The organism is Streptomyces sp. NPDC050535 (assembly GCF_044457665.1).
GTDB lineage: Bacteria > Actinomycetota > Actinomycetes > Streptomycetales > Streptomycetaceae > Streptomyces.
On record NZ_JBITHE010000007.1, the window covers coordinates 312,820 to 328,987 of the forward strand.

Below are 16,168 nucleotides of genomic sequence, written 5' to 3' on the forward strand. Positions count from 1 at the left end.
CAGCCCGCAGCCCTAGTACTGCGCCCGAAGATGCTCCCAGAACCCGTCCCGCAACGCCCGCCGCAGATCCGCCTGCCCCCGCAGGGAGTACTGCAACAGCCCCTCGGCCTCGACCAGCAGATCCTGGTCGACCGAGCCGGGCAGATACGGATGCCCGGGCAACAGCTCCACCAGCGCCTCCCGCCCCCGCGCCGCCAGCCACTTCGCGGCGACCTGCGCGCCCACGAACCGCACGTCCTCGCGCGTGGGCCGGACCGCCGCCGCCGGGTCGTACGTCGCGGCGGTCCGCCGGGCCACGTACGGCTTGAAGAAGTCGAGGTCGAAGGTGCGCTGGCTGTCGACCTCCCAGAGCAGCGGCTCGGCCTGGTTGCGGCCCTCCGGCGCCTCGATGCCCCACAGGTGGACCCGCGCGCCGTATCCCTGCGCGGCCTCGACCGCCGACACCAGGTCCTCGTCGCCGCCGAGCAGCGCGGCGTCACTGATGGCGCGGTGCCGGGCGAGGGACTCCAGGTCGGACCTGATGAGCGAGTCGACGCCCTTCTGCTGGTTGTTGGCGTTTAGATTGCCCAACCGCACCTTCACGTCCGGCAGTTCGGCGATCGACTGCTGTTCCGCGGTGTGGATGCGGCGCCGGGCGCCGTCGTACCAGTACACGCGCAGCAGCCTGCTGTCGGCGAAGATCGTGCGGGCCCGGTCGATGAGCGCCTCGATGAGACCTTCGGTGTCCAGGTCGAAGGAGCGACGGTCCTCGGTCCCGGCGACCAGCCGTCCGGCGGCCGCGTAGAGATACCCGGCGTCGACGAAGATCGCGTGGGTCGAGGGCGTCTTCGCCACCTCGGCGAGCATGCGCTGAAGCAGCTCGTTCGTGCGGTCGATGCGGGCGCCGAGCGCCTCGAGGTCTTCGTTCATCGCCTCCATTGTCCCGGCGGTCACGCTTCGAACACAACCGGTCCCGATCAGTCCACTACCCGCAAGTAGTTAGCTTCTCGAAGAATTTCCTTAGCGTAGGGAATGTTTGTAACACGCACCCCGTTGAATCCGTAGAGAGCGAGGGACGCAGACGCCCCTCGTGCCACTCACAAGTAGTTCTCCTCAGGAGGATGACCAGACGAAGGGAGAAGCCCTTGCGCTTCGAAATCATGCGACTCGACGACGTCGACGGAACAGCCGTGGACAGCACCGTTGTAGACGCCGCCTCCGTCAACCGGATCGTTCAGCAGGCCGCAGCCACAGGACAGCGCCTCTGGATCCGCCCGGCCGACTCGTCCGCTTCATAACGCGCGGACACCAACTCACACTTCAGAGCCCCGTACGGCACACATGCCGTACGGGGCTCTGTGTATACCAACGGCTCCCCCAGGGGCCCGTCAGCTCCCGCTCCCCTGGATCACCTGCGTGACCCCGTTGATGATCTGCTGCACCGCGATCGCCGACAGCATCATGCCCGCGAGCCGCGTCACCAGCACCACGCCGCCGTCCTTAATGACACGGATGATCACCAGCGAGTAGCGCATCACGATCCACAGCACGACGTGGATGGCGAGGATGGCGGCCCACACGGACACCTGCGTGGCGACGCTGTCGGCCTTCTGTACGGCGAGGATCACCGACACGATCGCGCCGGGACCCGCGAGCAGCGGCATGCCCAGCGGTACGAGGGCGACGTTGACGTCCTTGGTCTGCTTGGGCTCGTCGGTCTTGCCGGTCAGCAGGTCGAGGGCGATCAGCAGGAGCAGCAGGCCGCCCGCGATCATCAGCGCGGGCACGGACACGTGCAGGTAGTCCAGGATCTGGTGCCCGAGCAGCCCGAAGACGGTGATCACTCCGCCGGCCACGCAGACGGCCTGAAAGGCCATGCGTTTCTGCACCTTGGCGGGGCGGCCCGCGGTGAGCGCGAGGAAGATCGGGGTGATCCCGGGGGGATCCATGATCACGAAGAGGGTGAGGAAAAGGGAGCCGAAGACGGCGACGTCGAACATGGGTGAGGCCTTGCGGTATCGGAGAGGCAGGGGAGAAAGCACGCCTTGGAGGCGCGACTCGGAGGAGAGGACGACGCGCTCGGAGGCACGACCGGGCAGGAGAGGCGCGCGCCCACGGGGCACGACCAGGAAGTTCAGGTACCGCGCCCACGGAGGCGCGACCAGGCAGAAGAGGCGACGTACCCACGGGGGCACGACCAGGAAGTTCAGGTACCGCGCCCACGGAGGCGCGGCCGGGAAGTTCAGGCGACGCGGCGCGGAGGCGCGACCGCGCAGAGGCGGTTACGCGCCCCGCGTTCCGCCCACTCCGCCCATTCCGCTTGCTCCGCCCGCGCCAGGCACCGGGAACGCCCCGGTGGCCCGCCGGACGATCTCCCCGTACACCTCGGGATCGGTGGTGAAGTCCCCGAGCCCGCACGTCTTGCGGCTGCCGTGGTAGTCGCTGGACCCGGTGGTCAGCAGCCCCAACTCGGCGGCCAGTCCGCGCAACCGCGCCCGGGTGGCCGGTTCGTGGTCCATGTGGTCGACCTCGATGCCGTCGAGCCCCACGGCGGCGAGCTCCGCGATGGCGGAGTCCGGCACGGTCCGGCCCCGCTTGGCGGCGGCCGGATGCGCGAAGACGGTGACGCCGCCCGCGCCCTTGACCAGCCGGATCGCCTCGAAGGGGTCGGTCTCGTGCTTCTCGACGAAGGCCCGGCCGCCGTCGGAGAGCCACTGCTCGGTGAAGGCGTCGTTCACGGTCGCCACGACTCCGGTCTCGACCAGGGCGGAGGCGATGTGCGGCCGTCCCACCGAGCCGGCGCCGGCGATGCGCGCCACCTGCGTCCAGGTGATCGGCACGCCGAGCTCCTGGAGCCGGGCGACCATGCTCCGGGCACGCGGCACCCGGTCGTCCCGTACGAGCTCGCGCTCGGCGAGCAGGGCGGGCTCCTCGGGGTCGAAGAGGTAGGCCAGCATGTGCATGCTGATGCCGTCCAGGCGGCAGGAGAGCTCGGCCCCGGTGACCAGCGTCAGCCCGGCGGGCAGCGCGTCGATCGCCTCGGCGTACCCGCGGGTCGTGTCGTGGTCGGTCAGCGCGACGACGTCCAGACCTGCGGCGCCCGCGTTGCGGACCAGCTCGGCCGGGGTGTCCGTACCGTCGGACGCGGTGGAGTGGGCGTGCAGGTCGATGCGCACTACGCGGACTCCAGACAGCGAGAGAACGGAACAGGACACCCAAGGGTAACGGGAATCCGACCCTCCCCTGTCACACCCGCACCTGCGCGGCACCCCCTACGAAGCGGCTGTGAGGCACAGGGCCTGCCCGGCGGTTCCCGTCCACCCCGTGGGCGATGACGGGTGCCGGACAGCCCTACGGCTCCAGGATCCGCGGCGACAGCGCCCCGCACGGCAGCAGGTCCACCTCGGCGCCCGCGTCCCGCAGGTCCGTCAGGACCAGTTCGTCGTACATCAGCAGTCCCGACTGTTCGGGCCACACGACCGCCCACAGCCACAGCCCGCGCGCCTCACCGGCGAAGACGGCGCGGTCGCCGGGGGCGCCCGCCACATGCCAGAGGGGGGTGGGGCGGCCGGCCGCGAGGACCTTCGTCTGGGGCGGCTTCTCGACGCTCAGGTAGGGGCCGGGGTCGGGCCCGTCCACTCCCCCGTACCGCGCGCCGAGGCCGACGCCGAGCTCCTCGGCGATCAGGATCAGCTCCCCCGTGCCGCCGAGCGGTCCGGGGCCCGAGCAGGCGACGGCGGTCGCGCGCCCGCCGCTGCGGTCGTCACCGGCGAAGGCTGCGCCGGTGAACAGCCAGCCGACGGGCAGCGGCCAGGGCATCCACACCGGCACCCGGGCGCGGTGCACCACCACGCCGAGGGCCTCGACGCTGGGCGGGATCACGGGCTGAAGCGGATGCACCGTGCCGTGCGCGTCGCACTGCCAGGAGTCGGCAAAGAGGCCGGGAGCCCTGACCCGGCCACCACACTTCGGGCAACTGGGTTCGCCCCTCATAGAGACCAACGGTCCTCCCCGTCCTTCGCCGCGTCAAGGACGATCACCCGTCCGGCACGCACGTCTCACGCGGGGTCATCGCGAGGTCATCCCGGAGCCGTCCGGGAAAAGTAGATGTAGCTTGCATTATTTAGCTGACCTAACTTATTATGTGTATACGTCAACGATCTGGTCGAGGACTGCGAGGACCACGTATGCGCACCACCACAGGAGAACCCACCGGAGAACTCCCGGGAGAAGCCGCCGGAGCGGACCCGGCCGGCGACCCCTTCGACACCGGAGCCGGCGGCATCCTGCGTCAGCCGAAGGCCGTCTGGGCGACCGCCGGGGCGTCCGTCGTCGCCTTCATGGGCATCGGGCTCGTCGACCCGATCCTGCCGTCCATCGCCAAGGGCCTGGACGCCACCACCAGCCAGGTCTCGCTTCTCTTCACCTCGTACTTCCTGATCACCGCGGTCGCGATGCTGGTGACCGGGTTCGTCTCCAGCCGCATCGGCGGCAAGAAGACCCTGCTGCTGGGCCTCGCGCTCGTGGTCGTCTTCGCGGGCCTCGCCGGCACGTCGGGGTCGGTCGGCGAACTCGTCGGATTCCGGGCCGGCTGGGGCCTCGGCAACGCGCTGTTCGTGTCCACGGCCCTGGCCGTCATCGTCGGCGCGGCGGCCGGCGGCAGTTCCGCGGCGATCCTGCTGTACGAGTCGGCCCTGGGCCTCGGCATGGCCTGCGGACCCCTGCTGGGCGCGCTGCTCGGCAACGCCAGCTGGCGCTACCCGTTCTTCGGCACCGCGTTCCTGATGGCGATCGGCTTCCTGTGCGTCACGGTGTTCCTCAAGGAGCAGCCGAAGCCCGCGCGCAAGACCTCACTGCTCGACCCGATCCGGGCGCTCGGCCACGGCGGCCTCGCCTCGGCGGCGGCGTCGGCGTTCTTCTACAACTACACGTTCTTCACCGTGCTGGCCTTCACGCCGTTCGTGCTCGACATGACCCCGTACAAGTCGGGCGCCGTGTTCTTCTGCTGGGGCCTGCTGCTCGCCCTCTTCTCGGTGATCGTGGCCCCGCGCGCGCAGGCCCGCTTCGGCTCGCTGAAGGTGCTCGGCGGCTCGCTGGTCCTGCTCGCCGCCGACGTGCTCGTGCTCGGGTACGGCAGCCACACCACCGCCGTCGTCTGCACGATCCTGTCCGGCGCGTTCATCGGCGTGAACAACACCGTCTACACGGAACTGGCGCTGGGCGTCTCGGACGCGCCACGCCCGGTGGCGAGCGCCGGGTACAACTTCGTGCGGTGGTTCGCGGCCGCGGCGGCGCCGTACTTCGCGCCGAAGATCGAGGAGTGGAGCGACATCCACATCCCGTTCGTGGTCGCGGCCCTCACCGCGGTGATCGGCGCCGTGGTGGTCTTCGTACGACGGGACGCGCTCATGCACGAGGCCGAGGAGCTGGAGCCGCGGCACGCGACGGAGGACAGTGTCGGCGTGTTCGCCAACTGACTGATTCCGGCCAGGGTCTGATCTCGTATCAGCCAGAACGGATGGAACCCGTCAGTCCAGCGGGACGGACCTGCGCAGCGGATCGCGCAGGTCCGTCCCGCGGTTCAGCCAGCGTTCCTGGAGGGCGCCCGCGCCGTGCACGCGTTTCCACGCGGCCTCGTTCGGCGTCATGGGGAGGAGCGGCAGGAAACGGACCGGGTCGGCGGGCTCGTCCAGGTCGAGGTCCTCCACCAGGCCGCCCGGCTCGGCGACCAGCACGGAGGTGAAGGACGCGCCGGGCCAGAGGGGTTCCCCCACGTCCAGCGAGGCGCCGGGAGCCACGATCAGGCCCTCGACCTGCGGAGACGCGGCCAGTACGGCGAGCGGGCGGAGCACCTTGTCGGTGTCGGCGGCGCCGGCCCGCACGGAGAGGACCAGCTCGGCGCGCGGGCCTTTCACGGGGTCGGCGATCACCGACGTGGGGTCCCCCATCGGCTGGGCGGACATGCCCAGCGTCGCGTAGCGGACGATGTCGCCCTCTGTGAAGCGCAGCACTTCGACGCGGTCGGTACCGAGGAAGGTGACCGCGGCCCGGGCGTCGGGTTCGCCCAGCGCGGAACGCAACCGGGCCTCGACCAGAGGAAGAACATCAGCCATGAGCCGAGCATAGATCTCGTTAGGGGCGGGCAAAGCGGCACCTTGACGCTTCGGTGCGCTGCTAGTCTTGGCCGCTGGCCGGGGCAGCACGCAGAAGCGTCGCTCTCAAGTCCCGGCCCACTGAGGCTGACTCCCCCTCACGGGGGAACTGTCCGACTCCCCATGTGGAGGGAGCCGGGTCCCCTACGGGGGGTGGATCGTCCCTCACGGGGGACCGACCGGAGGAGGTGGGGCTGCAATGGACCGAAGTCATCCGTGCAGTACTACCCGCTCTTCCCGTCGCTGAGTTCGTTAGCTGGCTCTCCGGTCCTGCTGGCTGTCGCCTCCTGCGAACGTGTGCATATGTGTCAGCGTTGCCCGGTGCACCACGGAAGAGCGCTTCGTTCCCTCCTGATCCGTCTGATCCGCACGTGATCCGTCCGGTTGATCCGAACATGATCTGTCCGGTCGAGACGTGCTCTGCCTGATCCGAATCAGTAGCGAAGCTGCCACCGCGACGGTGCGGTGCTCCCCGCTTTGTGGACGTGCCAAACATCCGCAGTCAGGACGTCCCCATTCCGGGTAGTTCCAACCGTCGCCGGCCGCCTCCGTTGCGAAGGAGCCTGCCATGTCGATGATTCGTGACCTCCGTGCCGCGGTCCGCCCCCGTCCCTCGCTGCGCAAGGACAGCGGCTCGTACGACACCACCCGCGACCCCGGTACGCCCTCGGCCGTGGTCGACTGCGCCGTCTACCGCGACGGCGCCCGCGTGGTGACCCCAGAGCCCCTCACGCCGCATCAGGCGATGCGTCAGGTGCACCGCGACGGCGGCTTCGTGTGGATCGGCCTGCACGAGCCGACCGAGGCCGAATTCTCGGGTATCGCCGGAGAGTTCGGGCTGCACCCGCTCGCCGTCGAGGACGCGGTGCAGGCCCACCAGCGGCCCAAGCTGGAGCGGTACGACGACTCCCTCTTCACCGTCTTCAAGACCATCCACTACGTCGAGCACGACCAGCTCACCGCCACCAGCGAGATCGTGGAGACCGGCGAGGTCATGTGCTTCACCGGGCGGGACTTCTTCATCACGGTCCGGCACGGCGGGCAGGGGTCGCTGCGGGCGCTGCGGCACCGGCTCCAGGACGACCCCGAGCTGCTCGCCAAGGGCCCCTCGGCCGTCCTGCACGCCATCGCCGACCATGTCGTCGACGGGTACATCGCGGTCGCGGACGCCGTGCAGGACGACATCGACGAGGTCGAGACCCAGGTCTTCTCGCCCGGCCGCAAGGGCAGCCCGCGCGGCACGGACGCCGGGCAGATCTACCAGCTCAAGCGTGAGGTGCTGGAGTTCAAGCGGGCGGTGTCGCCGCTGCTGCGCCCCATGCAGCTGCTGAGCGAGCGGCCGATGCGGCTGGTCGACCCCGACATCCAGAAGTACTTCCGCGATGTCGCCGACCACCTCGCCCGGGTCCAGGAGCAGGTCATCGGCTTCGACGAGCTGCTCAACTCCATCCTTCAGGCCAACCTCGCGCAGGCGTCCGTCGCGCAGAACGAGGACATGCGCAAGATCACGTCCTGGGCGGCGATCATCGCCGTACCGACGATGGTGTGCGGTGTGTACGGCATGAACTTCGAGCACATGCCGGAACTGCACTGGCGGTACGGCTATCCGGTGATCCTGGGCGTCACGGTCGTCATCTGCCTGGGGATCCACCGCACGTTGAAGCGCAACGGCTGGCTCTGACGGCGCGCTGGATAGTCTTGGCACCATGACGGATGAGCTGCTCGACAAGGCCCTCGTCGAGGAGGCCACCAAGAAGTCCGGGCTGATCTGGGTCCGGAGCGACGCTGTACCGGTGCTCCAGGCCCAGGGCCCGGCCGCCTCCTCCCGCGCCCTGTGGCACGTGTGGCACGACGGCGCGGCCTGTCTGCTCGGCGACGGGCCCGGCGAGCAGCCGCTGCCGGGTCTGGTGGACGGGGGCGGCGCGGTCGTCACCGTACGCAGCAAGGACAAGGGCGGGCGTCTGGTGGCCTGGTCCGCGAAGGTCGTGGAACTGACGCCGTCGTCCCCGGAGTGGGAGGCGGCGGTCGCCGAGCTCAAGGGCAAGCGTCTGAACGCTCCCGACGGCGAGGCCATGACCGGGCGCTGGGCCCAGGAGTGCCGGGTGCTCCGGCTGGAGCCGACGGGCACGACCGGTGAGCTGCCCGCGGGCTCGCTCTCGGCTCCGCCCCTCCCGACCCCGGCGACCACCCGGCAGCCGGCCCCGGCTGGTCTTCCCCGCCTTCTCTTCAAGAAGCGCAGGCGGCCCTGACTCGGCCTACGAGGACGGCAGTTCCTGCCCGTAGTCGACCGTCTCCTTCTTGGTGGGCTCCTCCAGGGCGAAGTCCTTGCCCCAGTCCGTGAGGCGGAGGGTGCCGGCGTTGCCCGCGCGGACCAGGAGGAGGGGGTACGCCGTTCCCTCCAGGGAGACGTCAAGGGAGCCGCCCGAGCCGTCGCCGCCGGTGATGCGGAAGGTGCGGACGCCGGACTGCTCGTGGTACCCGTCGGTGGCCAGGTCGCCCTGGAGGGTCAGCAGCCCGTCGAGGAGGACGTCCTTGTCGGTGAAGCCGCTGAAGCGCTTGTAGGCGGGGTCGTCGGTCGGGACCTTCACGTACATGTTGCTGAGCTTGTCGGCGACGTCGGTGTCCGTCGAGGTGCCGCCCGAGCCGGCCGGGTCGCTCCAGAAGTCCGCGTCGGCCTTCAGATAGAGGTGCTCGCCGACCCGCAGCAGCCGGAAGGTCGACTTCTTCGAGGTGACCGACCCGGTGCCACCGTCTCCCTTGAGGCGCATGTCGAGGGTGTAGGTGGTCCCGTTGGTCACCACGGTGCCGGCGAGCCGTACCGCCTTCGCGGCCCCGGCCGCCTGCTTCGTCTTCGTCTGGATCTGGGCGGCGGTCAGCTTGCCCACTCCGTTGGTGCCCGCGTCCGGGTCCTCGCCGCCGCACCCCGTCAGCCCTGTCCCCGTCACGACCAGTGCGCACATCGCGCTCACCAGCGTGGCCCTGCGAATACGGCCCTGGGGAATTGCAGTCACAGGTGGGGCGCCTTTCGTGCGCGGGTCCGGGCGGCGGCGTACGGCAGCGTACCGGTGCTTCCCAGGCCCGGCGGAAGGGGTCCGTCCGGACCCCCCACCAGGGCGTATCCGATCGGGACGGGCTAGCCTGAAGCCCACCCGAGCGGACATAACGGCAGGAACAGGAGGCGTACGCATGGCCGCAGGCGCCCCCCGGATCTTCGTCTCGCACCTCGCCGGCGTCGCCGTCTTCGACCCGAACGGCGATCAGGTGGGCCGTGTACGGGACCTGGTCGCCATGCTGCGCGTGGGACGGCGGCCGCCCCGGATCCTCGGTCTGGTCGTCGAGCTGTCCACGCGCCGCCGGATCTTCCTGCCGATGACCCGGGTGACCGGCATCGAGAGCGGCCAGGTCATCACCACCGGGGTCCTCAACGTGCGCCGCTTCGAGCAACGGCCCACCGAGCGGCTCGTGTTCGGCGAGATCCTCGACCGGCGCCTGACCCTCGTCGAGAGCGACGAGGAGGTGACGGTGCTCGACGTGTCCGTCCAGCGGCTCCCCGCGCGGCGCGAGTGGGAGATCGACCGCGTCTTCGTCCGCAAGGGCCGCAGCGGGGCGTTCAGGCGCACCAAGGGCGAAGCCCTGACCGTCGAGTGGTCCGCCGTCACCGGATTCTCGCTGGACGAGCAGGGCCAGGGCGCGGAGAGCCTCCTCGCCACCTTCGAGCAGTTGCGCCCGGCCGACCTCGCCAACGTCCTGCACCACCTGTCGCCGAAGCGGCGCGGCGAGGTGGCCGTCGCGCTGGACGACGACCGCCTCGCCGACGTACTCGAACAGCTCCCCGAGGACGACCAGATCGAGATCCTCAGCAAGCTCAAGGAGGAGCGCGCGGCCGACGTCCTGGAGGCGATGGCCCCGGACGACGCGGCCGACCTGCTCGCCGAACTGCCCGAGGACGACGTGGAACGGCTGCTGATGCTGATGCGCCCCGGCGACGCCGCCGACGTACGGCGGCTGATGGCGTACGAGGAGCGGACCGCAGGCGGGCTCATGACGACCGAGCCCATCGTGCTGCGGCCCGACGCGACGATCGCCGACGCGCTCGCCCGGGTCCGCAACCCCGACCTCTCCCCCTCACTCGCCGCCCAGGTCTACGTGTGCCGCGCGCCGGACGAGACGCCGACCGGCAAGTACCTGGGCACCGTGCACTTCCAGCGGCTGCTTCGCGACCCCCCGTACACCCTGGTCAGCTCGATCGTCGACGACGACCTGCCGCCGCTGGCCCCGGACGCCGCGCTGCCCGTCGTCGCCGGGTTCTTCGCGACGTACGACATGGTCGCGGCCCCCGTCGTCGACGAGAGCGGCTCGCTGCTCGGCGCGGTGACCGTGGACGACGTACTGGACCACATGCTGCCGGAGGACTGGCGCGAGACGGAGTTCCACCTCTCCGAGGAGGCGGCCGATGGCGGCTGAGCGCGAGACGCGCGAGCGCGCCGCCGCCGGTGCGACGGCGACCAACCGGGGGCGTACCCGGCTCGACCAGCCGAAGGCGCCGCGCCGCAGACTGCTGCCGGAGTGGGACCCGGAGGCCTTCGGACGGCTCTCGGAGCGGATCGCGCGATTCCTGGGCACCGGACGGTTCATCGTCTGGATGACGGTCGTCATCATCGCGTGGGTGCTGTGGAACATCTTCGCGCCCGGCGACCTGCGCTTCGACAACTACCCGTTCATCTTCCTGACCCTGATGCTGTCGCTCCAGGCCTCCTACGCCGCGCCGCTGATCCTGCTCGCGCAGAACCGCCAGGACGACCGCGACAAGGTCAACCTCGAACAGGACCGCAAGCAGAACGAGCGGTCGATCGCGGACACCGAATACCTCACCCGGGAGATCGCCGCGCTGCGCATGGGCCTCGGCGAGGTGGCCACCCGCGACTGGATCCGCTCCGAGCTCCAGGACCTGATCAGGGAAATGGAGGAGCGGCGTCCGGACGGCCGCGTCGCATTCCCGTCGGAGCGGCCCCGGGGACGTGACACGGACGACCGGTGACGGGGCTTTCCGGAGCCCGTGGTGAGCCCCGTACCATCGACCTCATGGTGGCTACGGAAGACGCGGTGCGCGAAGCACTGGCGACGGTGAACGACCCCGAGATCCAGCGACCCATCACCGAACTGGGGATGGTCAAATCGGTGGAGATCGGCGCGGACGGTGCCGTCGCGGTCACCGTCTATCTGACCGTCTCCGGCTGCCCGATGCGCCAGACCATCACGGACACCGTGACAGCGGCGGTCGAGGCGGTCGAGGGCGTCACGCGCGTCGAGGTGACCCTCGACGTGATGGGCGACGAACAGCGACGCGAGCTCGCGTCCGCGCTGCGCGGCGGGACGGCCGAGCGCGAGGTGCCCTTCGCCCAGCCGGGGTCCCTCACGCGGGTGTACGCGGTCGCCTCCGGCAAGGGCGGCGTCGGCAAGTCCTCGGTGACGGTGAACCTGGCGGCCGCGATGGCGGCCGACGGCCTCAAGGTGGGCGTCGTCGACGCGGACATCTACGGCCACTCGGTGCCGCGCATGCTCGGCGCCGACGGCAAGCCGACCCAGGTCGAGAACATGATCATGCCGCCGTCGGCGCACGGCGTGAAGGTGATCTCGATCGGGATGTTCACGCCGGGCAACACGCCCGTCGTGTGGCGCGGCCCGATGCTGCACCGCGCCCTCCAGCAGTTCCTGGCGGACGTCTTCTGGGGCGACCTGGACGTGCTGCTCCTGGACCTTCCGCCGGGCACGGGTGACATCGCGATCTCGGTCGCCCAGCTCGTCCCGAACGCCGAGATCCTCGTCGTGACGACACCCCAGCAGGCCGCCGCCGAGGTCGCCGAGCGCGCGGGCTCCATCGCCGTGCAGACCCACCAGAAGATCGTCGGCGTCGTCGAGAACATGTCCGGCCTGCCCTGTCCGCACTGCGGCGAGATGGTCGACATCTTCGGCACGGGCGGCGGCCAGTCCGTCGCCGAGGGACTGACCCGCACCACGGGCGCCAACGTCCCGGTCCTGGGCAGCATCCCCATCGACGTCCGCCTCCGCGAGGGCGGCGACGAGGGCAAGCCGGTCGTCCTGACCGACCCCGACTCCCCGGCGGGCGCCGCCCTGCGAGCGATCGCGGGCAAGCTGGGCGGCCGGGCGAGGGGCCTCTCGGGCATGTCGCTGGGCATCACCCCGAGAAACAAGTTCTAGGAACGCCGGGGAGAGCGCCCCGTCGGGGCGCGGGGCTGTGACATTGTGCGGCTCCGCCGCGTGGGCGCGAGCGACCACGACGAACCCGCGGGTTCGAACGCTCCGGTGCACCGCGAAGCTCGTACGGGAATGGGGGCGCCGTCACTCAGGACGGCGCCCCCATTCCCCCTACGCCCGCCGCCTAGGCGTACGCGCCGATGTCCTTGATCATCGAGAAGCCCAGCCCGTACGCGCTCATGCCGCGCCCGTACGCGCCCACGTGGACGCCCTCCTGGGTGGATCCCGCGAGGACCCAGCCGAACTCGGACTCGCGGTAGTGGAAGGGCGTGGGGACACCGTCCACGGGGAGCGACAGGGTGGACCACTCGTCGCCCGTCAGGTCGTCGGCCAGGACCCAGGCCGTCTCCGTCTGCTGTTCGAGCCAGTCGTCCCGGAGGGTGTGGTCCATCTGGCCGGGCCAGGTGAAGGACAGCAGCCCCACCCCGGCGAGCCAGGCCGCGGAGGAGACCGAGGTGGCCTCCAGCAGGCCCGTACCGTCCGCGCTGCGGCGTGAGGGGCTGGCCGCGACGGTCACCACGACCGCGAATCGTTCCTTGTCCTCGGTCGTCTCGGCACGCACGGTGGGTTCTTCGCCGTGCCCGATCGAACCGTGCTCGACGGCACCGTCCGCCGAGGTACCGACCTGCATCAGCCAGCGCGGCCCCGTGAAGGCCTCGTCGAGGCCGTACCACGGGAAGGGCGCCAGCAGGTAGCCGTCGACCGTGCGCCGGGCGGAGGGGACCTGTTGTCCGCCCTCCGCGGCCGGCGCCTGCGCGCCTACCCGACTTGTCGTCTCCATCTGCCGGACGCCTCCTAGCTCTCGTCGGACCGCCGGGCCCACCCCCCTCGGGCGTCCTTCTCGGTCCGCACAACAACTGGGCAGCATAGCCACACGACTGGTAACAGCCGGGAAAGCGCCCGGCGCGTGGGTGGGTTTTCGGGCCGCGTGAGACTCATATCACCTGCGGCGGAGCCGTTCGGGGCTCCGACCATGCCTGCGGCTCAGGCGGTGCCTGGGGCCTGGTACCCACGGCCTGGTACCTACAGCTTGGTGTCTACGGCTCAGGTGGCGTCCGCGTCGAAGGGCGGGCGCTCGTCCTTGGCGAGGTCGAGCTTCTCGCGCTTCTTCGTCATGTCGACGGAACCGCCGGACCCGGAGCCGGACGCCGCTTCGGAGTCACGGCCGTGCACCGCGTCCGTGACGTCGGCCATCTCCTTCTTCAGGTCGAAGCCGTTGCGGATTTCCTTGAGCCCCAGCTCGTCGTTGTCCAACTGCTTGCGGATGAACGTCTTGGGGTTGAGGTCCTCGAACTCGAAGTCCTTGAACTCCGGGCCGAGTTCCTCGCGGATGTCCGCCTTGGCGCTCTCCGAGAACTCGCGGATCTTGCGGATGGTGCGCGTGACGTCCTGGATCATCTTCGGGAGCTTGTCCGGACCGAAGACGAGCACGGCGAGGACGACGAGCGCCACCAGCTCTAGCGGTCCTATGTCATTGAACACCTGAAGCTCCTTGCGATGTCCTCGGGCCCTCGGCGGTTCTTCCGTGGTCCAGGCCGGGTCCACGGTACCCGGCCATCCCGTCCGTCCGGAACTGTCCCGGGGCTTCCGAGTTCATGTACACGGCGGGTTTTCCGTGATGTTTGCCCTCCGGAGCAGGCCTCGGACGTCTTTCTGTGAGGTTCCTGTCAATTACTGTCGGCCGAGCCGAGGACCAGGGTGATCAGCTTTTCCGAGCCGCCGCGCAGGAGGGTCAGCCGCAGCGTGTCGCCCGGACGGTGGGCGCGGGTCTTCACGATGAGCTCCTCGCCGGAGTGCACGGGCCGGCCGTCGACCTCGGTGATGATGTCGCCCGGCTCGATGCCCGCCCTGGCACCGGGGCCGCCCGCGGTGACCGCGGGACCGCCGTCGCCGCTCTGGGTCCCGACCTTGGCACCGTCGCCCGTGTAGTCCATGTCGAGCGTGACACCGATCACGGGGTGGGTCGCCCTGCCGGTGTTGATCAGCTCCTCCGCGACGCGCTTGCCCTGGTTGATGGGGATGGCGAAACCGAGTCCGATCGAACCGGACTGACCGCCATCGAGGCCGGAGCCGCTGTCCGCGGAGCGGATGGCGCTGTTGATGCCGATGGCACGGGCCCGGGAGTCGAGGAGGGGGCCGCCGGAGTTGCCGGGGTTGATCGGCGCGTCGGTCTGCAACGCGTCCACGTACGAGACGTCGCTGCCGTCGCCGCTCTCCCCGCCGGCCGTGATGGGCCGCTCCTTGGCGCTGATGATGCCGGAGGTGACGGTGTTCGCGAGGTCGAAGGGCGCGCCGATGGCGACGACCGGGTCGCCCACCTGGACGCTGTCGGAGTTGCCGAGCGGCATGGGTTCCAGGCCGCGGACGCCGGACACCTGGACGACGGCGAGGTCGTATCCGCTGTCGCGGCCGACGACCTCGGCCTTGGCGGTGTCGCCGCCGCTGAACGTCACCGTTATCTCGCCGCTGCCGACGGCAGGTTCGACCACGTGGTTGTTGGTGAGGATGTGTCCCTGGCCGTCCAGCACGAACCCGGTGCCGGTGGCTTCCTCCTCGGAGCCGCTCACATGCAGGGTGACGACGCTGGGCAGCGCCTGCGCGGCGATCCCGGCCACGCTGTCCGGAGCCCGCCCCGGCGCCTCTTTCCCGGCCTGCGGCAGCTCGACGTCACTCTCCCCGGCGTTCCGCTCCAGATGTACCCCTACGGCGCCTCCGACGCCTCCGGACACGAGAGCGATCAGTACGGCCCCGAGGACCAGGGCCTTGTTCGTCCGCCTGTGCCGCTGGGCCGTGGTCGCCACGGCCGCACCATTCTGCTGGAGGGGGCCCGGGGCGGCCCAGGGGTCGTAGTTCTGCCACGGGGTGGACACGGGGCCCTCGGCGGGCGCCGCGTAGGTGTCGTGAGCCGCCGCCTCCGGGTGCGCGGCCGGAACATGGGTCCCCCGCGCGGGCGTGGCCGCGGGGTACTGCACGGGCGGTGCCGACGCCCAGGGCCCCGGCTCACCGTAGGGCGGGGTGCCGTAGGGGTCGGGGGCGTGGAGGGGCTGGGGGTGGTCTGTGAGGGCCTGGGCGGCGGTGAACTCGGAGGGGTGGGCGGCGGAGGGGACCGGGGCCCGGTGGTCGGGGAACTCCGGCGGACCGCCGACGGAGGGCGCGGAGTCACGGTGCGTGGAGAACTCCGGCGGACGGTCGGCCGCGGGATCGGAGGCGGGGGCGGCGGAGACAGGGGTGCCGGAGGACTCCGACGGAAGGTCAGCCCCAGGATCGGAGACAGGACCCGTGGAGAACTCCGGCGGACGGTCGGCCGAGATGCCGTCCGGCTCGCCGCCGGGGTGGGCCGGAGCAGGACCGGCCAACTCGAAATCACCATCGGCACCGGCATCGGGGCCCGGCCCCGCCGAGCCCCCGTCGCTACCGGCGCCGGCCCCACCGTGTACCGCGCTCTCCTGGCCCCGCGGCGCGGGCGCGTCCAACTCGAAGTCGCCGGCGGCGTCGCCCACGGCGTCCGACCCTGGCGGCGCCGGCAGGTCACCGCCCTCGAGAGGACGCGCGAGCTCGAAGTCGCCGCCGTCGGATATCCGTTCGCCCTCGGGCGAACCCCCCTCATCCCCGGGAGCGACCGGCGGCCGGGGTCGGCTCCACCACTTCGCCTTCGTGGGCTTCCCCTCGCTCATGCTCTCCCCACACCTGGCCCCCGTGCTCAACTCGCCGACGGTTGCCGCAGATTGCCGACTCCGCGTCCGGGACACCTCCGCGGACGC

At 70.6% G+C, this 16,168-nt stretch carries 16 protein-coding genes; 7 read left to right on the plus strand and 9 right to left on the minus strand.

Translation table 11 applies throughout. The features are described 5' to 3' along the window. Positions 1–12 precede the first annotated feature (12 nt). On the minus strand, positions 13–909 hold the full coding sequence (locus ACIBLC_RS18895; RefSeq protein ID WP_399212108.1) for an NYN domain-containing protein: 897 nt from the start codon (positions 907–909) through the stop codon (positions 13–15). Between the two features lie 215 nt (positions 910–1,124). On the opposite strand from ACIBLC_RS18895, the gene ACIBLC_RS18900 reads away from it, so the two are divergent. After that, on the plus strand, positions 1,125–1,277 hold the full coding sequence (locus tag ACIBLC_RS18900; protein WP_388669279.1) for a hypothetical protein: 153 nt from the start codon (positions 1,125–1,127) through the stop codon (positions 1,275–1,277). Between the two features lie 90 nt (positions 1,278–1,367). On the opposite strand, the gene ACIBLC_RS18905 is transcribed toward ACIBLC_RS18900, so the two are convergent. From ACIBLC_RS18905 to ACIBLC_RS18915, 3 genes are all read right to left on the minus strand, one after another. Next, positions 1,368–1,979, minus strand: a complete 612-nt coding sequence (locus ACIBLC_RS18905; RefSeq protein ID WP_399212109.1) for a MarC family protein — start codon at positions 1,977–1,979, stop codon at positions 1,368–1,370. Positions 1,980–2,261: 282 nt separating this feature from the next. After that, the gene (locus tag ACIBLC_RS18910; protein ID WP_399212110.1) at positions 2,262–3,155 is read right to left on the minus strand and encodes a PHP domain-containing protein; all 894 of its coding nucleotides are present in this window, start codon (positions 3,153–3,155) and stop codon (positions 2,262–2,264) included. 175 nt (positions 3,156–3,330) lie between these two features. Then, entirely contained in the window at positions 3,331–3,972 is a 642-nt protein-coding gene (locus tag ACIBLC_RS18915; RefSeq protein WP_399212112.1) for a DUF6758 family protein, read from the minus strand. Positions 3,973–4,166: 194 nt separating this feature from the next. Here ACIBLC_RS18915 and ACIBLC_RS18920 point away from each other — a divergent pair, with 194 nt between their 5' ends. Further along, positions 4,167–5,456, plus strand: a complete 1,290-nt coding sequence (locus tag ACIBLC_RS18920) for an MFS transporter (RefSeq protein ID WP_399212113.1) — start codon at positions 4,167–4,169, stop codon at positions 5,454–5,456. A 51-nt stretch (positions 5,457–5,507) separates the two neighbouring features. On the opposite strand, the gene ACIBLC_RS18925 is transcribed toward ACIBLC_RS18920, so the two are convergent. Beyond that, the gene (locus tag ACIBLC_RS18925; RefSeq protein WP_399212114.1) at positions 5,508–6,092 is read right to left on the minus strand and encodes a suppressor of fused domain protein; all 585 of its coding nucleotides are present in this window, start codon (positions 6,090–6,092) and stop codon (positions 5,508–5,510) included. 607 nt (positions 6,093–6,699) lie between these two features. Between ACIBLC_RS18925 and ACIBLC_RS18930 the strand changes: the two genes are divergently transcribed. Together ACIBLC_RS18930 and ACIBLC_RS18935 are read left to right on the plus strand one after the other, a co-directional pair. Continuing rightward, entirely contained in the window at positions 6,700–7,812 is a 1,113-nt protein-coding gene (locus ACIBLC_RS18930; protein ID WP_399212115.1) for a magnesium and cobalt transport protein CorA, read from the plus strand. Positions 7,813–7,837: 25 nt separating this feature from the next. Beyond that, complete coding sequence (locus ACIBLC_RS18935; RefSeq protein ID WP_399212116.1) at positions 7,838–8,380, plus strand: hypothetical protein; 543 nt, start codon at positions 7,838–7,840, stop codon at positions 8,378–8,380. Between the two features lie 6 nt (positions 8,381–8,386). On the opposite strand, the gene ACIBLC_RS18940 is transcribed toward ACIBLC_RS18935, so the two are convergent. Next, on the minus strand, positions 8,387–9,142 hold the full coding sequence (locus ACIBLC_RS18940; protein ID WP_399212117.1) for a hypothetical protein: 756 nt from the start codon (positions 9,140–9,142) through the stop codon (positions 8,387–8,389). A gap of 175 nt (positions 9,143–9,317) precedes the next feature. Here ACIBLC_RS18940 and ACIBLC_RS18945 point away from each other — a divergent pair, with 175 nt between their 5' ends. The 3 genes from ACIBLC_RS18945 to ACIBLC_RS18955 are packed head-to-tail and all read left to right on the plus strand — an operon-like array spanning position 9,318 to position 12,350. Next, on the plus strand, positions 9,318–10,595 hold the full coding sequence (locus tag ACIBLC_RS18945) for a magnesium transporter MgtE N-terminal domain-containing protein (RefSeq protein ID WP_399212118.1): 1,278 nt from the start codon (positions 9,318–9,320) through the stop codon (positions 10,593–10,595). Then, on the plus strand, positions 10,585–11,169 hold the full coding sequence (locus ACIBLC_RS18950; protein WP_399212119.1) for a DUF1003 domain-containing protein: 585 nt from the start codon (positions 10,585–10,587) through the stop codon (positions 11,167–11,169). Before ACIBLC_RS18945 ends, ACIBLC_RS18950 begins: the two co-directional genes overlap by 11 nt. Before the next feature lie 47 nt (positions 11,170–11,216). Next, complete coding sequence (locus ACIBLC_RS18955) at positions 11,217–12,350, plus strand: Mrp/NBP35 family ATP-binding protein (RefSeq protein WP_399212203.1); 1,134 nt, start codon at positions 11,217–11,219, stop codon at positions 12,348–12,350. Positions 12,351–12,531: 181 nt separating this feature from the next. On the opposite strand, the gene ACIBLC_RS18960 is transcribed toward ACIBLC_RS18955, so the two are convergent. The 3 genes from ACIBLC_RS18960 to ACIBLC_RS18970 all read right to left on the minus strand — a co-directional run bounded on the left by ACIBLC_RS18960 (position 12,532) and on the right by ACIBLC_RS18970 (position 16,081). Continuing rightward, positions 12,532–13,188 (minus strand): hypothetical protein, encoded by a 657-nt coding sequence (locus tag ACIBLC_RS18960; protein ID WP_399212120.1) that lies wholly within the window; start codon positions 13,186–13,188, stop codon positions 12,532–12,534. A 263-nt stretch (positions 13,189–13,451) separates the two neighbouring features. Then, the gene (locus ACIBLC_RS18965; protein WP_399212121.1) at positions 13,452–13,889 is read right to left on the minus strand and encodes a sec-independent translocase; all 438 of its coding nucleotides are present in this window, start codon (positions 13,887–13,889) and stop codon (positions 13,452–13,454) included. A 185-nt stretch (positions 13,890–14,074) separates the two neighbouring features. Beyond that, the gene (locus ACIBLC_RS18970) at positions 14,075–16,081 is read right to left on the minus strand and encodes a trypsin-like peptidase domain-containing protein (RefSeq protein ID WP_399212123.1); all 2,007 of its coding nucleotides are present in this window, start codon (positions 16,079–16,081) and stop codon (positions 14,075–14,077) included. Positions 16,082–16,168: the final 87 nt, after the last annotated feature.

What these genes read in the sequence shown, in the direction of transcription:
- ACIBLC_RS18960 (WP_399212120.1), bottom strand. Translation starts at nt 13,188, where the DNA reads ATGGAGACGACAAGTCGGGTAGGCGCGCAGGCGCCGGCCGCGGAGGGC.
- ACIBLC_RS18905 (WP_399212109.1), bottom strand. Translation starts at nt 1,979, where the DNA reads ATGTTCGACGTCGCCGTCTTCGGCTCCCTTTTCCTCACCCTCTTCGTG.
- ACIBLC_RS18945 (WP_399212118.1), top strand. Translation starts at nt 9,318, where the DNA reads ATGGCCGCAGGCGCCCCCCGGATCTTCGTCTCGCACCTCGCCGGCGTC.
- ACIBLC_RS18930 (WP_399212115.1), top strand. Translation starts at nt 6,700, where the DNA reads ATGTCGATGATTCGTGACCTCCGTGCCGCGGTCCGCCCCCGTCCCTCG.
- ACIBLC_RS18950 (WP_399212119.1), top strand. Translation starts at nt 10,585, where the DNA reads ATGGCGGCTGAGCGCGAGACGCGCGAGCGCGCCGCCGCCGGTGCGACG.
- ACIBLC_RS18915 (WP_399212112.1), bottom strand. Translation starts at nt 3,972, where the DNA reads ATGAGGGGCGAACCCAGTTGCCCGAAGTGTGGTGGCCGGGTCAGGGCT.
- ACIBLC_RS18920 (WP_399212113.1), top strand. Translation starts at nt 4,167, where the DNA reads ATGCGCACCACCACAGGAGAACCCACCGGAGAACTCCCGGGAGAAGCC.
- ACIBLC_RS18970 (WP_399212123.1), bottom strand. Translation starts at nt 16,081, where the DNA reads ATGAGCGAGGGGAAGCCCACGAAGGCGAAGTGGTGGAGCCGACCCCGG.
- ACIBLC_RS18925 (WP_399212114.1), bottom strand. Translation starts at nt 6,092, where the DNA reads ATGGCTGATGTTCTTCCTCTGGTCGAGGCCCGGTTGCGTTCCGCGCTG.
- ACIBLC_RS18895 (WP_399212108.1), bottom strand. Translation starts at nt 909, where the DNA reads ATGAACGAAGACCTCGAGGCGCTCGGCGCCCGCATCGACCGCACGAAC.
- ACIBLC_RS18935 (WP_399212116.1), top strand. Translation starts at nt 7,838, where the DNA reads ATGACGGATGAGCTGCTCGACAAGGCCCTCGTCGAGGAGGCCACCAAG.